Below are 18,631 nucleotides of genomic sequence, written 5' to 3'. Positions count from 1 at the left end.
TCATGTGCGGAGCGAAGAAGGGCGGCCTCGACCTCAAGGGCGTCGACGTCGACAAGGAGGCCGTGATCCAGGGCCAGGTGCTGCGCGGCGAGGAGCCGGTCGGCGGCGCGTACGTGCGGCTGCTGGACTCCTCCGGTGAGTTCACCGCCGAGGTGCCGACCTCGGCGACCGGGCACTTCCGGTTCTTCGCGGCGCCGGGCAGCTGGACGCTGCGCACGCTGGCGCCGAAGGCCGACCCGGTCGACCGCCAGGTGGTCGCGCAGTACGGCGAGGTCGCGGAAGTGGCCGTCACCGTCTGAGCAGTCGTTCGTTACAGAAGGTGCCACCACTACCCGATGGTGGCCCACCCTGAAGTAAGCACCGAAGGGCCCGGACCTTGCGCGTCCGGGCCCTTCGGCATGCCCGGAAACGCCTGCGGGTTCTTGGCGTTCCGGTCATCGCAGCCGGGTTACGGGCGGACCCGGGAAATCTCGTGGAGCGAGCAGCAATGTAACGGTTTGGTCTCGGAGCGAGGTCGGCTCGTCACCTACCGCAATCGGCTGAGTTGTGTCTGTGTCCTGACCCGCACTTCGGGTCACGTCATCACTCAGGGAGGAGGGGTCAATGCGACCCCGCATCGGATACAAGAAGCTCGCTGCCGTCGGAGTTGCGGCGGTTGTCGGCGTGGCTTCTACGATCGCGCTGACCTCGGGTTCGGCATCCGCCTCGCCGGTTTTCGGATACAGCGGTTACTCGTACGGCACCGACGTCCAATCCGGTCTGGCGAACAGCGGCCCGCAGGTGGTCAGCAAGTTCGGCTGCACCACAGACGCGACGAAGTCTGACAAGAACGACCTCGCCACGGCGAACGTGAACGACCAGGCGATCGCGCGCACGGTGAAGACCGACACGCACGCGTTCAACAACAAGAGCGGCACGGGTGTCACCAGCACCGCGACGGCCGCCGACATCAAGCTCGGCACGCTGCTCCGGCTGACCGGTGTGAAGACCACCACCACGGCCAAGTACTCGAAGGGCCAGCTGTCCTACACCGGCAGCACCACCTTCGCGGGTGTCCAGATCGGTGCGATCTCGGTGCCGTCGCTGCTCAACCCGAAGCCGAACACCAAGGTCGCCGTTCCGGGCCTCGGCTACATCGTGCTGAACCGCGTCGGTGGCGTGAAGACCGCGTCCGGCATCTACTCGTACGCGCAGGCGGTCGTGCTGCACGCGACGGTGAAGAACCAGTACATCCCGCAGGGCGTCGACGTCGCGGTGCTGAAGACCCGCGCCGAGATCTCGAAGCCGGCGACCGCGCTGGTCATCGGTGACGCCTACGGCACCAAGGCCCAGGCCGACAAGCTGGTCGTGTCCGGTCCGACGTCGCTCCAGACCACCTGCCAGGGCACTGAGGGCAAGACCGTCAAGGTCGCGGTCGGCGAGCTGAACATCCCGAAGGTCGCCTACGTCGGCGGTGTCTACACCACCAAGAACGGCGCCATCGGCACCGACAAGTCCTACATCAACTTCACCTCGCACGTCGCGGGTGTGAAGGTCGGCAACCTGTCCATCGGCGCGGTCGAGTCCTCGGCCTCGGCGTGGAAGACCAAGGACGGCAAGGCCGGCGTCAGCTCGTCCTCGAGCATCGCCTCGATCAAGGTCGGCAACAAGACGTACCCGGTGAAGACCGGCGAGAACCAGACCCTGGAGATCCCGGGTGTGGCGAAGCTGACCTTCAACCAGGTCATGCGGCAGAAGCGCTACATCTCGGTGAACGCGCTGGTCGTCGACGTCTACAGCCTGAACACCAAGGTCATCGTCGGTCACTCGGCTGCCGGCGTCGTCGGCTGATCTCAGCCCGGCGCGCTCTGAGTCGAACCTCACCGACCCAGAACACACCGGCCCCCGGATCCCCTGCGGATCCGGGGGCCGGTTGTTTTTACTAGGCGTCGAGGATCAGCGTGACCGGGCCGTCGTTGGTGAGCGCGACCTGCATGTTCGCCCCGAAGACGCCGCGCTCGACCTTGGCGCCGAGCGCTTCCAGGGCGGTGCAGAACGCGTCGTACAGCGGCTCCGAGACGGGGCCCGGGGCCGCGGCGCTCCAGGACGGGCGGCGGCCCTTGCGCGTGTCGGCGTACAGGGTGAACTGGCTGATCGCGAGGATCGGCGCCTGCTCGTCGGCGGCGGAGCGTTCGTCGCGGAGGATGCGCAGGGTCCAGATCTTCGCGGCCAGCGCGGCCGCCTGCTCGGGGGTGTCGTCGTGGGTGACGCCGAGCAGGACCAGCAGCCCCGGCTCCTCGATCGCCCCGACCACCGCGCCGTCCACGCTGACCGACGCCTGACTGACTCGCTGCACTACGGCTCTCATACCCGATATTCTCTCGCGCAGGAGATCGTCCGGTCATCGGACCGTCGTACCGGCAAATATCTCGTTTCAGTCCCCGATCTGGCAGGATTCGTCCATGGCGTCGACTCTGATCACTGTTGCTCCCACCGGTGCCGAGACCGCGAAGGCGGACTGCCCGGCGCTGCCGACCACGCTCGACGAGCTGGTCGAGACGGCGAAGCGCTGCGAGGCCGCGGGGGCGGCGATGATCCACATCCACATCCGGGACGGCGAGCACCGGCCGACGCTGGACCTGGGACGGCTGACCGACACGGTCGCGGCGGTGCGGGAGAACACCGCGCTGGTCGTTCAGCTCTCCACGGGCGGTGCCGTCACGGATCCGTACGAGGACCGGCTGCGCGTGCTGGATGCCGCACCGGACTCGTGCTCGCTGACGATGGGCACGGTCAACTTCGGCGACGACGTGTTCATGAATCCGTGGCCGTTCGTCACGCAGCTCTACCAGCTCACGCAGGAGCGGGAGGTCGTTCCGGAGTTCGAGCTGTTCGATCTCGGCCACGTCGCCGCGCTGCACCGGCTGCTGGACAAGTACGGCCTGCCGTACGGCGGCCGCGTGCACTGCGACCTGGTGATGGGCGTCCCCGGCGGCATGCCCGGTACGGCGGACGCGCTCGTCGCGGCCGTCAACGCGCTGCCGGACGCCGTCACGTCCTGGTCCGCCACGGGTATCGGCCGTACGTCGTTGACGGTCGCGCTGGCGGCGCTGTCGAAGGGCGGCAACCTGCGCGTCGGGATGGAGGACACGCTGACGCTGGCGAAGGGACAGCCGGTCACGCACAACGCCGAGCTCGTCGAGCGCGCGGCCGCGCTGGCGACGCTGGCTCAGCGCCCGCCGATGTCTCCCGACGAGGCCCGCGAGCTGTTGAACGTGAAGCGCTGAAGCACGTAGCCGATCACCCCGGCGACCACGATTGTTGCTTCGAGCAATAACCAGTCGCGGAGGTAGTCGCGGGAGAGCACGGTCGGGTTGGCGCCCTTGCCCTGGCGCAGCAGCAACGGCAGGGCGATCAGGCTGGTGATGCCTACATACAACAACGTCGTCCGCACCACGCCCACGAGTCGATGCCGCCCGGGCCCGGTGGACCACCGCGCGACAGCCCAACCTGCGGCGATGGTCAACGGAACCAGCACGAAGTCGTCCACCACTACTGCCCCACCCAGCCACAGCGGCAACCGCACCAACGCCTGCCCGTCCAAGGTGCCGACCAGCTTCCAACCGCCCCACAGGGCCATCAGCACGCCGGCGACCAGTAATCCGATCCGCAGCCTCATCCGACGACCTCCAGTCGCTGAACCCACTTGGTCTGCAACACCCCTGGCCGGTTGGGCGCGATGATCCGCGCCGGGAACCCGTGATCGAGCGCTAGTTCGGAGCCGTTGAGCCGCAACGCCAGCAACGTCAACGGATCGGCCGCGAACGTCTCCGGCAGTTCACTGGTCGCGTAGAACCCACCCTTCTCCATCGACACCACCCGCACCCGCGACTCCGCCGGAGCACCGCAGAGCTCGAGCAGATCCCGGATCCGTACGCCCTCCCACCGCGCTCCCTGACTCCATCCCTCGACGCAGGCGATCGGCAGGCTGGAGCGACTCTGCGGAAGTCGCCGCAATTCGTCGAGCGTGTAGGACAGTTGCCTTGGGCCCACGATCGTGAGACGCCAGTCCGCGCTGATCCCGGTGACGCCGGCCGCTTCCGCCGTACGGTTCACCGGCAGGCTCTGTGGACCGACGTTCGGCTTGCGGGGTGCGAGGACGGCGACAGGGCCGAGCGGTGGTGCGGACTGGCCGACCGACGTGATGCCGACGAGCGCTGCGGCGCCGGCGACCGTCCGGAACAGGCCGCGGCGGGTGAGGCCGGTGACGTCCGGTGGCAGCGACTCGGGAGTGGGCTCCGGCGTACGGCGCCAGTTGGCGCGGATCAGCGGGAGCTTGACGGCGAGGTGGACGAGGAGTGCGCCGACTATGATCCACGCCAGCGCGTAGTGGGTCTGCCGGAACGGGAACGGCCACGGGTACCACTGCACGGTGTTGAGGAAGCCGATGAACAGTTCGAGGGCCGTCGCGGAGACCAGCACCAGGATCGACAGGCGCTCGATCGTCGGACCGAGGGCCTTCGGGTTCAGCTTGGCGAACAGCTTCGGATAGACGGTCCACAGTTTGGCGAGGAGGAGTGGGACGGCGACTGTCCCGCTCAGCACGTGCAGGCCTTGCGTGACGCGGTACATGCTCGCCGGGCGGCTGGGGAACTGCAGCCAGGCGGGGCCGTCCTGCTGGAAGTGGCTGTACAGCCCGGTCAGGAAGCAGACCGCCACGGCGGTCCCGAGCCAGCGGCCGATGACGGTCGCCACCCGCGGATGGTGCAGCGGCGACGGGAACGACTTCTCCGTCGGAGGTGCCGGGAGCTTCATGTTTCTACTACAACCCCGCCGGCGCGCTCCGGCGGCCGTCACGCGGTTACTGCTCGCGAACGGCGTCGGCGGAACCAGTTATCCACAGGTCTGCGTCTGTACGGCGATCGGTGGCACCGGTCGGGGCATACTCTGGGCAAACTTGACGGAAGGAGTGTGGCGGAGTGAAGACGCAGGAGCGGCCGTCCGACGACGACGAGCGCGCGATGGCCGATCTCGCCGAGGTCGTCGACTGGCGACCGGTCTGGGGACCGCCGGCGACCGGGATGGACGCGATCCGCGCCCTGGTCAATCGCGTCACCGCCGCCACCGGCTGGCGCCCTTGGGCGCCGGGCAACATCGACCCCGACCGGTACACCTGGGGCCTGGTCACCCAGCGCGAGACGGTGATGCTGGTGCTGCCCGACGCCGTCCTGCCCGAGAGCCCGCGCAGCGGCTGGTCGGCGTACGACATCGGTGCGTCCGAGCTGGCGCTCGCCGAGGAGGGCCTCGACACGCACTGGCCCGGTCAGCTCGAGCTCGCCCGGCGGTACTGGGGACCGCCCGTGTACGTCGGTCCCGGCGACGACCCGCGGGTGCCGCCGGAGTGGCGCGGCCGCCGCCGGCACCTGGCCGTCTGGCTCCGCCCGGGCGCCGAGTTCCACCTGTACGCCTCACAGCCGGCGCCCGGCGAAACCGCCGCCGGCTTCGGGTACTCCGTCTATGCGAACGAGGTGGCGTGATGTCGATGTCAGGCGACGAGGCGACCGACGACCTCTTCCAGCATCTGGTCGCCGCGTATCAGCGCGTGCGTCAGGTGATGCACCAGGGCCGCCGGGTGACCCAGGGTCTCCTCAACCGCTTCCAGCGGCGCCGCGTCTCGCTCGAGGACTCGGTCTCCCGCGGCCGATGGGACCCCGAGACCGATCGGCTGATGCGGCGCTCGGACGGGCCCGAGCGGACCCGGGACATGGAGCGGGTCGCCGAGCTGGCCGAGCAGAACGACGCTCTCGAGCGGCAGAACCGGGAGCTCGAGGAGCGGAACGCCGAGCTCGACCAGGCGCTGAACGACGACCGCGACCGGAACGGTCGCGACGATCGGGTCGAGGACCGAACGGACCGTGACCGCGACGGCCGCGACGACGCGACCGAGCGTCGCGACGAGATCGACGAGCGGAACGACGACGCCAACGACCGCGACGGCGACGGTCAGGACGACGCGGTCGAGCGCCGGCAGGAGGAGCGGGAGCGCGCGGACGAGGAGCGGCGCAGGCGCGACGAGCAGAACCGCCAGGGTGAGCGCGACGGCATCGACCCCGCGACCGCCACCGGAGCCGCGGCGGGCGCGGCCGTCGCCGCCGAGGCGCTCGACGACGAACGGGACGAGCGCGCGCAGCCTGAGCAGGCGGAGGACGCTGCGGAGACTGAGCAGGCTGAGCAGGCAGAGCCCGGGGAACCGGGGCAGACCGGCCAGCAGGTCGAGGAGACCGGTGAGCGGGCCGAGCCTGCGGGCGAGGCGGACAACCAGCTGCAGGCTGAGAACGAGCAGCCGAGCCCGTACGTCACCGACGAGGCGGACGTGGCGCAGGACCGTGCCGCCGACGCCCAGGAGCCCGCCCTCGACGCCCAGGATGCGAACGCGCTGGACGATCCTGCAGCGGAGAGCCCCAGCCCGTATGCGACCGACAACCCCAGGTTCGAGCAGGTCGCCGAGTCGCGGGAGCCGGCGCTGGACTCGGACGTCGACAGCGAACTCGACGGCGAACGCGGAGGCGACGAGCTCGACGCGGCGGAGCTGGGCACGGACGACCGGCAGCCGGCCCTCGAGGCAGACGACGGCGTCAACCCGTACGTCGCCAACGAGGAACGCGGCACCGACACCCTGGCCCAGGACGGCGTCGACCCGTACGTCTCCGACCACGCGCCAGGGGACCTGGAACAGTCCGGCACCGACCTGAACGGGACCGACCCCGCGCAGGACGTTCAGGCGCAGGACGTTCAGGCGCAGACTGTCCAGGCGCCGGACGGCCAGGGCCCGCAGAGCCAGTGGCGCCCGCCGGAGCGTGCCGCCGAGGATCCGGTGCTCGACGAGGCCCGCGCGAACAAGCCCACCCAGCAGACCGGCGCCGGCCGCGACATCCCGGCCGACGAAAAGGCGGTCCTGGTGGACAAGACCCAGAAGGGCCATGCCCCGGCCCACGAAGCCGTCAGCTCCAGCCCCGCCGTCGGCGGCGGCGAACGCACCGGCCGCGAACTCCAGCAGGCCAACGAACGCACCGACCGCACCCGAGGCAACGACGGCCCCGGCCTGAGCCGCACCTGACAATCCAACTCGCCGCCGGTCAGCGCCACCCACGCTGACCGGCGGCGCCGCTCAGGCGAGTGGCTAGTAGACGATGGCTTGGGCGTTGTCCGCGAGGATTTCTTCGGTGAAAGCCGGGGCTCCGGCTACTCGAATGCCGGGGTGTAGGTCCTGCTGCGTGAGGTTGCGGCGTTTGGCGCACTGGGTGCAGACGGTCAGCTGACCGGCCTCCAGGACCGTGGAGAGCAGGTCGGACAGCGGTGCCGCGTGCGGGAGTTCGAACGCCTCCGCGCGACCCGGGACCGCGAACCAGACGGCCTCGCCGGTGAGCCACAGGGAGACCTCGGCGCCGGCGGCGACGGCGGTTGCGGCGACCGTGAAGGCCTGGTTGGCGCGTTCGGGCTCCTCGGCGCCTGCGGTCAGCTTGATCACCAGCGTGCGGGACATCACGCCACCGTAGCCGAAGCCCGCCGTACCCATCCTCTAGACTGACCAACGTGCTGCACGTCGTCTTCACCACGCTGCTGGTCCTGGTCTGTGTGTTCATGGGCTGGTTCTCGGCGTTCGTCGTCTACCGGCTGTACCGCGGCCGCGGCGCGAACTGAGTGACCACATGGCGTTCGAGATCCCGCAGGACCTGCACCCGGACCTGATGCCGCTCGCGTGGCTGCTCGGTCGCTGGGAGGGCCGCGGGCACGGCGACTACCCGACGATCGAGAAGTTCGAGTTCGGGCAGCAGATCGACTTCACCCACAACGGCAAGCCGTACCTGCACTACGTCAGCCAGACGTTCGTGGTCGGCGAGGACGGCACCAAGGAGCGCCCGCTGGCCGTCGAGACCGGCTTCTGGCGTCCGCAGCCGGACAACAAGGTGGAGCTGATCCTGGCGCACCCGACCGGCATCGCCGAGATCTGGTACGGCGACATCGACGGCGCCAAGATCGAGCTCCGGACGGATGTCGTCGCCCGCACCGTGACCGCCAAGGAAGTCACCGCCGGCCACCGCCTCTACGGCCTCGTGAACGGCGAACTGCTCTGGGCCTACGACATGGCCGCCGAAGGTCAGGCCCTCCAGCCCCACCTCTGGGCGACCCTCGTCCGCGCCAACTAGCTCTCCGCCACCCACGAGTACTCGACCTTCGGCCGCCCGCTGCGTCCGTCGTACCGCTGCGTCCGCAAGGCCTGGCCCTGGTCGGCGAGGTGTTCGAGGTACCGGCGCGCCGTGATCCGCGACGTACCCAACGACGTCGCGACCTCCTCCGCGGTCCACCCTTCGCGGTCCGCGAGCAACTGAACGACCCGATCCAGCACCGCGCCCGCCAGCCCCTTCGGAACCGACGAAACAGTTGCTGGGTGCAACAGTCGGTCGACCTCGTCCTGGTCCGCGACGACCTCACCCAGCGACGCGGCCCGGCGCTGCCGCGCGTACGCGGTCAGCCGGTCCCGCAACGTCTCGAACGCGAACGGCTTCAGCACGTACTGCACAACGCCGATCCGCGCCGCCGCCTGCACCGCCGCGACCTCCCGCGCCGACGTCACCGCAACCACGTCGGTTTGGTTGCCGACGGCGCGCATCCGCCGGACGACATCCAACCCGTGCCCGTCCGGCAGGTGCATGTCGAGCAGTACGACGTCCACCTCGCCGCGCGTCAGCACCTGCAGCGCGCGCCCCGCCGTACCGGCGATCCCGACGCACGTGAACCCGGGCAGCCGCTCGACGTACGTGCGGTGCGCCTCCGCCGCGACGGGATCGTCCTCGACGACGAGGACCCGCAGGTCAGGCACTCGTGCTCACCGCCCGCGGCAGCCGCGCCCGCACGGTCAGCGCGGGTACCTCGTCCAGCTCGGAATCCGGATCCACCATGAGCGAACCCTGCCACCGTTCGACCGTACTCCGCACCAGCACGAGCCCCAGCCCGTGTCCCGGCTCGGCCTTCGTCGACCACCCGCGCTCGAACATGTGCGCCAGCTCCGCCGACCCCAACTCGGCGCCGGTGTTCGTGACGACCAGGTCGACGGCGTCCGCGGTCGTCGACGCCCTGAACTCGACCTTCCGCGGCGCTGGACCGCCGCGCGCGGCCTCGATCGCGTTGTCCAGCAGGTTTCCGACGACGGTGACCAGGTCCTGCGCCGGGAGCCGGGTGCTCAGCGCCTCGGTGCCGAGGTCGAGCGTGAGGACGACGCCGCGCTCCTGCGCTTGCGACAACTTCGCCAACAGCAACGATGCGAGCACCGGGTCGCCGACCGTGCCGACGACGCGGTCGGTCATCGCCTGTGCGAACTGCAGCTCGGACACCGCGAACTCCCGGGCCCGTTCCGGTTTCCCGATCTCGATCAGGCTGACGACGGTGTGCAGCCGGTTCGACGCCTCGTGGTTCTGCGCCTGCAACGATTCCGCGAGGCTCCGGACGGCGTCCAGCTCACCGAGCAACCGCTGCAGCTGCGTGTGGTCCCGCAGCGTGACGATCCGCCCGCGCCCGGACGGCTGCTGGTTCACGACGACGACACCCTGCGCGCCCAGGTGGAGTTCGTCGTACGCCGTCCGGCCGGTCGCGAGGAGCTCCGCGAGTGGGGCGCCGAGCTTCAGCTCCTCCAGCGGCGTACCGGGTACGACCTCGCGGAGCCCGAGCAGGGTCAACGCCTCGTCGTTCGCGAGCTGGACGCGGCCGTCGGTGTCGAGCAGGATCAGGCCCTCGCGTGCCGCGTGCAGGACGCCTTCGTAGAAGTCGAGCATCCGGGCCAGCGACTGGGTGCCGACGCCGCGGGTGGCCCGCCGTACCCGCCAGGTGACGAGCGCATTGCCGGCGATCGCGACCCCGAGCATCAGGCTCGCGATGCCGAGCATCGACCGCAGGTCCAGCCGGGCGAGCTCCCACCAGCTCGGCGCCGGGATCCCGCTCGCGGCCTCGTCGCGCAGCGCCTGCGCGCGCGACCGGCTGATCATCACCAGCCAGACCATCGCGATCAGTACCGTGACCGTGACGGTCTGCAACCAGAGAACCTGGCGGCGCAGCTCCCACGGCCGATGCTTCATGGCGACAGTCTGCACCGACTTCGCACTGAGTCGGCACAGCGAACGATATGAACGAAATGCCCGGTTCTCCTGTGCGTCACGTCACAGTTACTCACCAAGTCCCCCATCACCCCTCCGCCAGGCCGATACAGGGAGTCCCACCAATGTCGAGCCCGACCGAACCCCGCCCGACGCCGGTCCGCAACGACCGCACCCATTTCCTCTACATCGCCGTCATCGTCGCCGTGCTGCTCGGCATCGGCGTCGGTTTCCTGTTCCCCGACGTGGCCGTCGAGCTGAAACCGCTCGGCACCGGCTTCGTGAACCTGATCAAGATGCTGATCAGCCCGATCATCTTCTGCACGCTGGTGCTCGGCATCGGCTCGGTCCGGCAGGCCGCAAGCGTCGGCAAGGTCGGCGGGCTGGCGCTCGGCTACTTCCTGGTGATGTCGACGGTCGCGCTCGCCATCGGCCTCGTGGTCGGCAACCTGGTGCAGCCGGGCTCGGGCCTGAACCTCACCGACAAGCTCCGTGAGGCCGGCCAGAAGCAGGCCGCCGGCGCGCACGAGAGCACGACGGACTTCATCCTCGGCATCATCCCGAAGTCGCTGCTGTCCTCGCTGACCGAGGGCGAGGTGCTGCAGACCGTGCTGGTCGCGCTGCTCGTCGGGTTCGCGCTGCAGGCGATGGGTTCCAAGGGCCAGCCGATCCTGACCGGCATCGGGCACATCCAGCGGCTGGTGTTCAAGATCCTGTCGATGATCATGTGGACCGCGCCGGTGGGCGCGTTCGGCGCGATCGCCGCCGTCGTCGGTGCGACCGGCGCCGACGCCCTGGTCAGCCTCGGCAAGATCATGCTCGCCTTCTACCTCACCTGCCTGCTGTTCGTGGTCGTCGTCCTCGGCACCATCCTTCGGCTGGTGACCGGGATCTCGATCTTCCAGCTGCTGCGGTACCTCGGCCGGGAGTTCCTGCTGATCGTGTCCAGCTCGTCGTCGGAGACCGCCCTGCCGCGGCTGATCGGCAAGATGGAGCACCTCGGCATCGACAAGTCCGTCGTCGGCATCACGGTGCCGACCGGGTACTCCTTCAACCTCGACGGTACGGCGATCTACCTGACGATGGCGTCGCTGTTCATCGCGGAGGCGATGGACACGCCGTTCACGGTCGGCCAGCAGATCTCGCTGCTGCTGTTCATGATCGTCGCGTCGAAGGGCGCCGCCGGTGTCACCGGTGCCGGCCTGGCCACGCTGGCCGGCGGTCTGCAGTCGCACCGCCCGGAGCTGGTCGACGGCGTCGGCCTGATCGTCGGCATCGACCGGTTCATGTCCGAGGCGCGGGCGCTGACGAACTTCGCCGGCAACGCGGTCGCGACGGTCCTGGTCGGGCACTGGGTCGGCGAGTTCGACAAGGAGCAGGCGCGCCAGGTGTTCGCGGGCGAGGACCCGTTCGACGAGGTCGCGTTCGCGGCCGGTGACACGCACGCCGGCGACGTACACCCCACGGCCGCGTCCCACCCGGCCGGTTAGACCACCTTCCCACCCCTCCCAGCGCTGCCCGCCGGTCCACAACCGGCGGGCAGCGCTGTACTACTTCCCGTTCAGCATCTCCACCACGGGTGCCAGGTCGTCGAGGTACGTCGCGTTGACGCTGATGTACGACGTACCGAACTCGTCCCGGCGCCGCTGCAGCTCGTCGGCCATCTCCCGCGGCGTGCCGCGCAGCATCATCAGCGAGTCGCTCGCCTCGAGGACCTCGGGCTCGACGCCGGCCGCGCGCTTCGTCCACGGCGGCAGCTCGCGGGTGCCGGCCGCGAACAGGTTCATCGCCAGCTCGATGTCGTCGGCGCGCGATCCGGCCAGCTCACGGAGGTCCCGCACGAGCCGCAGTACCTCCGCGCGCGGCGTCATCGCGTCCTTCGCCAGCGAGACGATGTCGGCCCGGGCGGCCGCCAGGGCGAGCGCGCGCGGTCCGCCGGCCGCCAGCATGATCGGCGTACGGCGACCTCCGTCGAGCTTCGCCAGCTGGTCCAAGGTCTCGCGCACCTGGTCGCGGCGCTCCTTCGCCGAGCCCCAACGCAATCCGATCTCCGCGGTCTGCTGCTCGGCGTCCGGACGGCCCGTACCGATGCCGAAGTCGAACCGTCCGCCGGTGAGCACGGTCAGCGTGTGCGCCTCCCAGGCGGCCGCCCGTGGGGTGCGCAGCGGAGCAGCCACGACGAACGTGCCCACCCGGATGTCCGCGACCGCGGCAGCCATCGCCAGCGACGGGAACGGCGACGGCAACTGCAGCCCGTCGGGCATCAGCACGGTCGAGTACCCGAGGTCCGCGGCCCGCCGTACGGTCGTCGTCCACTCGTCGCCGGCCCGCGGACTGCCCACTACGCCGAACCGGAATATTCTGTCGCTCATCGCCCTGCTCCCTTCGTCTGTTTGGTGATTCCAGCGTCGCGGCACCGGGGGAGTGTCCACATCCCACGGTGGGAGGCGATCCCCGTACGTCGCTCGACGTACTCTGGTGACATGTCACGCAACCGCAGCCCCCTCCTGGACCGCCCGGGTGCGGTCGAGGCCGACGGACTCGACGCCGGCGTCGCCGCGCACTACGGCTCGGACCTGCGCGAACAGCGCGCACTGGTCGCGGGTCAGGCCTTCGTCGACCTGTCGCACCGCGACGTGGTCACGATCACCGGGCCCGACCGGCTCACCTGGCTGCACGCGTTGACCACGCAGTACTTCGAAGGGCTCAAGCCCGGGACGTCGACGACGGCGCTGCTGCTGTCGCCGACGGGCCATGTGGAGCACGTGATGTACGGCGTGGACGACGGCGAGACGTTCTGGCTGAACACCGAGCCGGGCGCGGCCGCGGCGCTGGTGGACTGGCTGCAGAAGATGGTGTTCATGTCCCGCGTCGAGATCGCGGACGTGACTGACGACTACGCGATCATCTGGCGTCCGGGCACCGCGTCGGGTGAGTATGTGACGCGGAGCGGCGAGGACTCGCTCGGCGGCCACGAGGTGTTCCTGCCGCGGACCGAGCTGGCCGGTCTGGAGGGCCCGGCCGCCGGGGTCTGGGCGTACGAGGCGCTCCGGATCGAGGCGGGCGCGCCGCGGTTCGGCCTGGACACGGACGAGCGCGCGATCCCGAACGAGCTGGGCTGGCTCGGCGTCGGCGTCCACCTGAACAAGGGCTGCTACCGCGGCCAGGAGACGGTCGCCCGCGTCCACAACCTCGGCCGCCCGCCGCGCCGCCTGGTCCGCCTGCACCTCGACGGCTCGGTCGATCACCTCCCGGCCCACGGGTACGCCGTCCGCGCCGGCGACAAGCAGATCGGCTTCATCGGCTCCGCCGCCCGCCACCACGAACTCGGCCCGATCGCCCTCGCCCTGGTCAAGCGCAACGTCGACCCGTCCGCCGTCCTCGAGATCGTGGCCGAAGACCAACCCACGGTGACCGCGACCCAGGAACTCCTCGTCGACCCGGAAGTAGGCCTGCACGTGCGCTCCCGCTTGTGAGTGACCAAAGGCGAAGGTGCGGAGAAAGGGAAGGAAGGACTTGGGTGGGACCTGGGGAGCATTTCCTCCCCGTCCGGGCGGGAAATCCTCCCCAACCCGACCCCGCCTGTGTGGTGTGTCGCCTGGTCACAGAATGTGGCTGCCGCCCGATGAACCGGCGCGCCGACATCCCAACGGCGCAGAGGTCGTGGGCCTGCGGTCCACATATCAGTGATGCGAATCATTCGTAACCACACGTTTTGCACCTGTACAGTTCAGCCGTGACCGAACCTGTGATCCTGGCCGACGTCGTCCGCAGCGACTTCGTCGAAGGCCACCACCGCGGCTCCGTCGTCGTGACCGACCCCGACGGCTCCGTCGCCTGGTCCGCCGGCATCGTGGACCAGCCGATGTTCCCGCGCTCGTCCAACAAGCCCATGCAGGCCCTCGGCATGCTCCGCAACGGCCTCGACCTGGACGGCAAGCTGCTGGCCCTGGCCGGCGCCTCGCACTCCGGCGAGCAGTTCCACCTCGACGGCGTCCGCGAGATCCTCGCTGGTGTCGGCCTCGACGAGACGGCCCTGCGCACGCCGGCGTCCTATCCGTACGACGACCAGAGCCGCGACGAATGGGTTCGAGCAGGTCACGCGCAGGAGCGCATCACCATGAACTGCTCCGGCAAGCACGCCGCGATGATCGCGACCTGCGTGCACAACGGCTGGCCGATCCACGACCCGGCTCGCGAGAAGAGCCCGGACGCGGTCTGGGGCACCGATGACTACCGTTCGCCCGGGCACCCGCTGCAGCAAGCGATCCGTGCCGCGATCGAGGACTCTGCCGGCGAGAAGGTCGCCCACGTCGCTGTAGACGGCTGTGGAGCGCCGCTGCTGGCGATCAGCCTCGCTGGTCTCGCGCGTTCCTTCGGTCTGTTCGCGGCAGCGGCTCCGGACACGCTCGAGGGTCGTATCGCCTCCGCCTTCCGCGAGTACCCCGAGTACGCCAGCGGTAGCAGGCGTGACGAGGCCGCCCTGATGCGTGCCGTGCCCGGCCTCCTGTGCAAGATCGGCGCCGAGGGCGTGTACGCCGCAGGGCTCGCAGACGGGCGCGGAGTGGCCGTGAAGATCGAGGACGGTGCATCGAGGGCATCCTCGGTAGCGATCGCGGCCACCCTCCGCCGACTCGGCATAGAGCACGACGCGATCGAGAAGCAGGCTCGCTTCCCCCTGTACGGCGGCGGCATCGAGGTCGGCGCCGTATCTCCGCACGCGGCAGCGTTCAGCTAGCGGGCGGCGTACGTCGGACTGGCACGCAGCAGATCGCCCGTCAACGCCGCGCGGCACTGGGCGCCGGCTCCGGCGTGCGCGATACGGTAGACAAGCCCTGGCTGCAGCTGGCGGGCGGCCGGAGCGCCGCCGATCGAGTCCTTCACGTTGCAGGTCACCCCGACCGGGCAGCTCGTCCGGCTCCCCGGGACGGATCGATCGCTCCTCGGTTCCCTGCCGCTCGGATCCTGAACCTGCCACCGGCCGACATCCGCTCAATGCCGAAGGTGACCAGGCAGCCAACCGCCGTTAATCCCTTCTTATTGTCTTTCACTTGTTTTCTCTTGTTTTTCTTTTCCTTTCTTTCTATTTACTCGCGCGCACGCCCCGACCTTCAGTTGAGCGGGTGGGTCGGCGTTACTTCCCTTGTGTGGAGTACGACGTCGAACCAGGTGGATGGGCTGTCGCCGGTTAGGTAGGACGTGGTGCCCGCTTCTGCCAGGCCTCGGGTTCGGGCTGGTTGGTTTAGCCAAGCGTGGACGGCGGGCGGTTGCGGCTTGGTTCGTAGGTCCAGGAGGAAGTTGTCGCGGCCTGTTGCGGTGAGTTGGTGTTCGAACCAGTCTGTCGGGGCCGGCGGGAGTGGGGTCGGGCCCAGGGCGGTGCCGTGGTCGAGGGTGTAGGCGACGGAGCGGTAGCGGGCGCCGTACCACTGGCGGAGGTAGGCGCCGACCGGCTTGAACCTGACGTCGGGGCCGGGTGGCACGGTGACGCGTAGGTGCGGTGCGTTGGCGGTGTGGGCGGTGGCGGCCCAGTAGACGACCTTGTTGCGGGTGAAGCTGTGCCACCAGCGGACGTTCTCGGCGGCCCGGGCGTCGCGGTAGGCCCAGATCTCGTCCTCCGGCAGGCTGAAAGCCGTGTAGAACGAGCGGATCTGGCGCGCGTGCTGCTCCGTCACCGCGTGGTCGCGGTCGTTCGGGCGGTGCGGTAGCTCCCGGATCAGTGCGTGCACGGCTTGTGCGCCGGCGACGTACGGCGCCTTGTCCTTGACCTCGCGGTAGTACCACTGGACGTACTCGCCCATGTTGTCGGTGAACGGCTTGATCGGGTCCAGGATGCGGTGCAGTTCGGCGAGGCGGTGCGGCGCGCGGCGGGCGACGTACTCGGCGACGGCCTCGTAGGAGAGGCGTCGGGTGGAGAAGTACTCCGAACCAGCGAAGCGGACCTTGTCGCGATGGGTCGCGTTGTAGGTCCGGAGGTACTGGAACAGCTCCGCGTTCTCGTGCGTGCGGGCCTCGGTGCTCAGCTCGTCCATCAGCGCGTGCAGATCGCCGCGCCCGGTGAGGACGTAGTCGTTCAGCAGGGTGCCGAGCGACCAGTCGTCCTCGAAGATGACCGAGCGGAAACCGTGGTGTTCCACGAGGTCGCGGACCGCGCGCAGCTTGAGGTGCGTGATCTCCGCGGTCCCGTGGGCGGCCTCGCCCAGCCCGGCGATCTGGGCGCCGCCGATCGTGTGCCGGAGATCGCCGACGGGCTTGGCGTTCCGGTTGATCCAACTGGTGAGCTGGTCGCCGGTCGCGGAACTCCGGACCGGTCGCAGGCCGGCCGTCGCGACGGCGAGCGCGGATCCGGTGAGCAACGTTCTTCGAGAGATGGGCGTCATACCATCTCACCCTGCCGGGCAGGCGCGCCGACCGCGTCGTCCGGCGGAAGGCTTTCCGGGTACGCCGACCGGCGTAGGCACGCGTGTTCCTAAGCTGAGGACATGAGCAACGCGATCGTCGTCGGCGGTGGGATCGCCGGACTGGCCGCCGCGGCGGCGTTGACGCGGTCGGGCTGGCAGGTGCGCGTGCTGGAAGCGGCGCCGGAGCTAGGCGAGGTCGGCGCGGGCCTGGTCGTCACGGTCAACGGTCTCCGGGCGGCCGAGGTGATCGGTGCGGCGGAGCAGATCCGGCGCGACGGGTACGACGTCCGCGCGACCGGAACCCGGCGCCGGGACGGGAAGTGGTTGCTCAAGGCACCGGACGGCGACACGCGGATGATCGGGATCCACCGGCGCCGCCTGCACCAGGCGTTGGTCGACGTACAGCAAGCAGACCTCGTGACCGGCGCTCGGGTGACGGCGGTCGAGCCGGGCGCGGCTGGTGGGGAGCAGGCCCGCGTGATCTGGGAGTCCGCGGACGGGACGCACACGGCGCGGGCCGACCTGGTCGTCGCCGCGGACGGGATCCGGAGCATCACCCGGAACACGTTGTTCTCCACAGGTTTGCGTTACAGCGGCTTCAGTTGCTGGCGGGCAGCGACGCCCGACACCACGCTCGACGACACGTTCGCGATGACGTGGGGGCCGCGGGCGGAGTTCGGAGCGCTCCGGATCAGCGCCCGCGAGATCTACTGGTACGGGTACGTCGCGATGCCGAGCGGCCGCCCGATCGCGGACGAGGTACGGGCGGTCCGCGAGTACTTCGCGACGTGGGCACCGGATGTGCGCGCGCTGATCGGGGCGACGGACGAGGTGATCCGGCACGACGTGTGGGTGCTGGAGCGGGCGTTGCCGCGGTACACGATCGGGCGAACGGTGCTGATCGGGGACGCGGCGCACCCGATGCTGCCGACGCTCGGCCAGGGCGCGAACTCGGCGCTCGAGGATGCGATCACGCTCGGGCTGGTGGTCCCGGCCGGCGGCGAGCTCGCGACCGGGCTGCAGGAGTACGAGTCGCGGCGCTATCGCCGTACCCAGCGGATCGTCCGCCGGTCCGCGTGGATGGGACGCACCGGCGCCGAGGTCGGCGCGCGCGGTCAGTGGTTGCGGAACGCCGTACTGCGGATCACGCCGCCGCGGGCGGCGCTGCGGAACGGGACGCGGATCTTCGAGTGGAGCCCGCCCGGATCACTTGGCGCGCAGGCGGTCGACGGCAGGTGACGCGAACGGGAGCGGGGACGCCGGCGCGGGCAGGTCGTAGCCGGCGTACAGCCGGCGGCGGACCGCCTCCAGCGGGAAGGTGTCGCGGTAGATCGCCAGCTTCACGGTCACGCCCTCCAAGGTTGCCCTGAGCAACATCTCCTCGACGGCCGGGTCGGCGGCGCCGCGGGCGGCGAACACGTCCCGGATCGCGTCCTCGACCAGCGAGACCCGCGCGGCCTTGGCCTCTTCGACGCGGGCGAACACGTCGTGCGTGGTCGGCTGCATCATCAGCGTGATCGCGAGCCGCTGGATCGGCAGCGTGGTCGCGGCCGCCAGCAGGGCGCCGTCGATGATGCCGGCCAGACGTTCATCGGGAGTTCCCTCGATGGTAAGGATCCCGGTGATGCCGTCCAGCCAGCGGTCCAGCAGTTCGGCGGCGAGCTGCTCCTTGGTGGCGAAGTAGTACGAGACCAGGCCGCGCGAGACGCCTGCGGCCGCGGTGATCTCCGAGATCGACGCGGCCTCGTAGCCCTTGGCGGCGAAGACCTCGAGCGCGGCGGTCAGGATCCGCTCGCGGGAGCGTTCCCGCAGCTCCTGGTTCACGACGGCCGATCGCGGCACGGACTCCTCTTCCGGTCGAAGCCTGAAGCGCCGGGCAACCCCCCATTGCCAGTGCCCGGCGCCTCGGGCTGACCCCCGTTGGTGCGACCCCTCCCCGGGCGCATCTATAGACTGGACGTCCAGTCAACGAATGTCAAAGTCCTTCCCGTTTCTTGGACACGAGCCGTGACCGGTAGGATGTGAGGGCTGCGCCCTGTGTCGAGTGGCACGTGAAACCAGCCGTAGCCACCGCCTAACACCCATCGATGACTTGGAGCGCTCCTT

Annotated in this window: 20 protein-coding genes; 10 read left to right on the top strand and 10 right to left on the bottom strand. The window is 69.7% G+C overall.

All coding sequences use genetic code 11. From position 1 onward, the window contains the following. Window positions 1–2: 2 nt before the first annotated feature. Both ABN611_RS06920 and ABN611_RS06915 read left to right on the top strand, forming a co-directional pair. On the top strand, window positions 3–299 hold the full coding sequence (locus ABN611_RS06920) for a DUF1416 domain-containing protein (protein WP_167203298.1): 297 nt from the start codon (window positions 3–5) through the stop codon (window positions 297–299). 364 nt (window positions 300–663) lie between these two features. Next, the gene (locus ABN611_RS06915) at window positions 664–1,830 is read left to right on the top strand and encodes a choice-of-anchor P family protein (protein WP_350278950.1); all 1,167 of its coding nucleotides are present in this window, start codon (window positions 664–666) and stop codon (window positions 1,828–1,830) included. 91 nt (window positions 1,831–1,921) lie between these two features. Here ABN611_RS06915 and dtd read toward each other — a convergent pair whose 3' ends face one another. Continuing rightward, entirely contained in the window at window positions 1,922–2,347 is a 426-nt protein-coding gene (gene dtd / locus ABN611_RS06910; protein ID WP_350278949.1) for a D-aminoacyl-tRNA deacylase, read from the bottom strand. Window positions 2,348–2,441: 94 nt separating this feature from the next. On the opposite strand from dtd, the gene ABN611_RS06905 reads away from it, so the two are divergent. Then, window positions 2,442–3,266: a 3-keto-5-aminohexanoate cleavage protein gene (locus tag ABN611_RS06905; protein WP_350278948.1), complete on the top strand. Its 825-nt coding sequence runs from the start codon at window positions 2,442–2,444 to the stop codon at window positions 3,264–3,266. On the opposite strand, the gene ABN611_RS06900 is transcribed toward ABN611_RS06905, so the two are convergent. Both ABN611_RS06900 and ABN611_RS06895 read right to left on the bottom strand, forming a co-directional pair. Continuing rightward, the gene (locus ABN611_RS06900) at window positions 3,209–3,658 is read right to left on the bottom strand and encodes a hypothetical protein (RefSeq protein WP_350278947.1); all 450 of its coding nucleotides are present in this window, start codon (window positions 3,656–3,658) and stop codon (window positions 3,209–3,211) included. The two genes, ABN611_RS06905 and ABN611_RS06900, sit on opposite strands and share 58 nt — an antisense overlap. Beyond that, a complete protein-coding gene (locus tag ABN611_RS06895) occupies window positions 3,655–4,794 on the bottom strand; it encodes a molybdopterin-dependent oxidoreductase (protein ID WP_350278946.1) in 1,140 nt (379 codons plus the stop codon). Before ABN611_RS06895 ends, ABN611_RS06900 begins: the two co-directional genes overlap by 4 nt. 164 nt (window positions 4,795–4,958) lie before the next feature. Between ABN611_RS06895 and ABN611_RS06890 the strand changes: the two genes are divergently transcribed. After that, on the top strand, window positions 4,959–5,516 hold the full coding sequence (locus tag ABN611_RS06890) for a hypothetical protein (RefSeq protein ID WP_350278945.1): 558 nt from the start codon (window positions 4,959–4,961) through the stop codon (window positions 5,514–5,516). Next, window positions 5,516–7,096: a hypothetical protein gene (locus tag ABN611_RS06885; protein WP_350278944.1), complete on the top strand. Its 1,581-nt coding sequence runs from the start codon at window positions 5,516–5,518 to the stop codon at window positions 7,094–7,096. Before ABN611_RS06890 ends, ABN611_RS06885 begins: the two co-directional genes overlap by 1 nt. 63 nt (window positions 7,097–7,159) lie before the next feature. On the opposite strand, the gene ABN611_RS06880 is transcribed toward ABN611_RS06885, so the two are convergent. Then, a complete protein-coding gene (locus tag ABN611_RS06880) occupies window positions 7,160–7,522 on the bottom strand; it encodes a DsrE family protein (protein WP_350278943.1) in 363 nt (120 codons plus the stop codon). A gap of 166 nt (window positions 7,523–7,688) precedes the next feature. Here ABN611_RS06880 and ABN611_RS06875 point away from each other — a divergent pair, with 166 nt between their 5' ends. Further along, window positions 7,689–8,186: an FABP family protein gene (locus ABN611_RS06875; protein WP_350278942.1), complete on the top strand. Its 498-nt coding sequence runs from the start codon at window positions 7,689–7,691 to the stop codon at window positions 8,184–8,186. Here the strand turns inward: ABN611_RS06875 and ABN611_RS06870 are convergent. Together ABN611_RS06870 and ABN611_RS06865 are read right to left on the bottom strand one after the other, a co-directional pair. After that, complete coding sequence (locus tag ABN611_RS06870) at window positions 8,183–8,860, bottom strand: response regulator (RefSeq protein ID WP_350278941.1); 678 nt, start codon at window positions 8,858–8,860, stop codon at window positions 8,183–8,185. The two genes, ABN611_RS06875 and ABN611_RS06870, sit on opposite strands and share 4 nt — an antisense overlap. Further along, window positions 8,853–10,109, bottom strand: coding sequence for an ATP-binding protein (locus ABN611_RS06865; protein ID WP_350278940.1), 1,257 nt, complete (start codon window positions 10,107–10,109; stop codon window positions 8,853–8,855). The genes ABN611_RS06870 and ABN611_RS06865 overlap by 8 nt, the downstream gene beginning before the upstream one ends. Before the next feature lie 143 nt (window positions 10,110–10,252). Here ABN611_RS06865 and ABN611_RS06860 point away from each other — a divergent pair, with 143 nt between their 5' ends. Beyond that, entirely contained in the window at window positions 10,253–11,617 is a 1,365-nt protein-coding gene (locus ABN611_RS06860; protein WP_350278939.1) for a cation:dicarboxylase symporter family transporter, read from the top strand. A gap of 60 nt (window positions 11,618–11,677) precedes the next feature. On the opposite strand, the gene ABN611_RS06855 is transcribed toward ABN611_RS06860, so the two are convergent. Then, window positions 11,678–12,499 (bottom strand): LLM class flavin-dependent oxidoreductase, encoded by an 822-nt coding sequence (locus tag ABN611_RS06855; protein ID WP_350278938.1) that lies wholly within the window; start codon window positions 12,497–12,499, stop codon window positions 11,678–11,680. Between the two features lie 111 nt (window positions 12,500–12,610). On the opposite strand from ABN611_RS06855, the gene ABN611_RS06850 reads away from it, so the two are divergent. After that, window positions 12,611–13,603 carry a glycine cleavage T C-terminal barrel domain-containing protein gene (locus ABN611_RS06850; protein WP_350278937.1) on the top strand — a complete coding sequence of 331 codons (993 nt, stop codon included), beginning with the start codon at window positions 12,611–12,613 and terminating at the stop codon, window positions 13,601–13,603. Window positions 13,604–13,863: 260 nt separating this feature from the next. Next, window positions 13,864–14,865: an asparaginase gene (locus tag ABN611_RS06845; protein WP_350278936.1), complete on the top strand. Its 1,002-nt coding sequence runs from the start codon at window positions 13,864–13,866 to the stop codon at window positions 14,863–14,865. Here the strand turns inward: ABN611_RS06845 and ABN611_RS06840 are convergent. Both ABN611_RS06840 and ABN611_RS06835 read right to left on the bottom strand, forming a co-directional pair. Beyond that, a complete protein-coding gene (locus tag ABN611_RS06840; protein ID WP_350278935.1) occupies window positions 14,862–15,023 on the bottom strand; it encodes a hypothetical protein in 162 nt (53 codons plus the stop codon). The two genes, ABN611_RS06845 and ABN611_RS06840, sit on opposite strands and share 4 nt — an antisense overlap. Before the next feature lie 215 nt (window positions 15,024–15,238). Next, window positions 15,239–16,504: an erythromycin esterase family protein gene (locus tag ABN611_RS06835; protein ID WP_350278934.1), complete on the bottom strand. Its 1,266-nt coding sequence runs from the start codon at window positions 16,502–16,504 to the stop codon at window positions 15,239–15,241. Between the two features lie 102 nt (window positions 16,505–16,606). Between ABN611_RS06835 and ABN611_RS06830 the strand changes: the two genes are divergently transcribed. Further along, entirely contained in the window at window positions 16,607–17,764 is a 1,158-nt protein-coding gene (locus ABN611_RS06830; protein WP_350278933.1) for an FAD-dependent monooxygenase, read from the top strand. Here ABN611_RS06830 and ABN611_RS06825 read toward each other — a convergent pair. Next, window positions 17,732–18,367 carry a helix-turn-helix domain-containing protein gene (locus tag ABN611_RS06825; RefSeq protein WP_350278932.1) on the bottom strand — a complete coding sequence of 212 codons (636 nt, stop codon included), beginning with the start codon at window positions 18,365–18,367 and terminating at the stop codon, window positions 17,732–17,734. The genes ABN611_RS06830 and ABN611_RS06825 overlap by 33 nt on opposite strands. Between the last annotated feature and the right edge of the window lie 264 nt (window positions 18,368–18,631).

The organism is Kribbella sp. HUAS MG21, from assembly GCF_040254265.1.
Classification (GTDB): domain Bacteria; phylum Actinomycetota; class Actinomycetes; order Propionibacteriales; family Kribbellaceae; genus Kribbella.
Note: the sequence above shows the minus strand (reverse complement) of the source record. Positions and strands in the feature narration are given on the sequence as shown.

Coding starts and splice junctions, on each gene's coding strand:
- ABN611_RS06895 (WP_350278946.1), bottom strand. CDS start 4,794: ATGAAGCTCCCGGCACCTCCGACGGAGAAGTCGTTCCCGTCGCCGCTG.
- ABN611_RS06830 (WP_350278933.1), top strand. CDS start 16,607: ATGAGCAACGCGATCGTCGTCGGCGGTGGGATCGCCGGACTGGCCGCC.
- ABN611_RS06865 (WP_350278940.1), bottom strand. CDS start 10,109: ATGAAGCATCGGCCGTGGGAGCTGCGCCGCCAGGTTCTCTGGTTGCAG.
- ABN611_RS06835 (WP_350278934.1), bottom strand. CDS start 16,504: ATGACGCCCATCTCTCGAAGAACGTTGCTCACCGGATCCGCGCTCGCC.
- ABN611_RS06850 (WP_350278937.1), top strand. CDS start 12,611: ATGTCACGCAACCGCAGCCCCCTCCTGGACCGCCCGGGTGCGGTCGAG.
- ABN611_RS06920 (WP_167203298.1), top strand. CDS start 3: ATGTGCGGAGCGAAGAAGGGCGGCCTCGACCTCAAGGGCGTCGACGTC.
- ABN611_RS06855 (WP_350278938.1), bottom strand. CDS start 12,499: ATGAGCGACAGAATATTCCGGTTCGGCGTAGTGGGCAGTCCGCGGGCC.
- ABN611_RS06900 (WP_350278947.1), bottom strand. CDS start 3,658: ATGAGGCTGCGGATCGGATTACTGGTCGCCGGCGTGCTGATGGCCCTG.
- ABN611_RS06905 (WP_350278948.1), top strand. CDS start 2,442: ATGGCGTCGACTCTGATCACTGTTGCTCCCACCGGTGCCGAGACCGCG.
- ABN611_RS06875 (WP_350278942.1), top strand. CDS start 7,689: ATGGCGTTCGAGATCCCGCAGGACCTGCACCCGGACCTGATGCCGCTC.
- dtd (WP_350278949.1), bottom strand. CDS start 2,347: ATGAGAGCCGTAGTGCAGCGAGTCAGTCAGGCGTCGGTCAGCGTGGAC.
- ABN611_RS06880 (WP_350278943.1), bottom strand. CDS start 7,522: ATGTCCCGCACGCTGGTGATCAAGCTGACCGCAGGCGCCGAGGAGCCC.
- ABN611_RS06885 (WP_350278944.1), top strand. CDS start 5,516: ATGTCGATGTCAGGCGACGAGGCGACCGACGACCTCTTCCAGCATCTG.
- ABN611_RS06860 (WP_350278939.1), top strand. CDS start 10,253: ATGTCGAGCCCGACCGAACCCCGCCCGACGCCGGTCCGCAACGACCGC.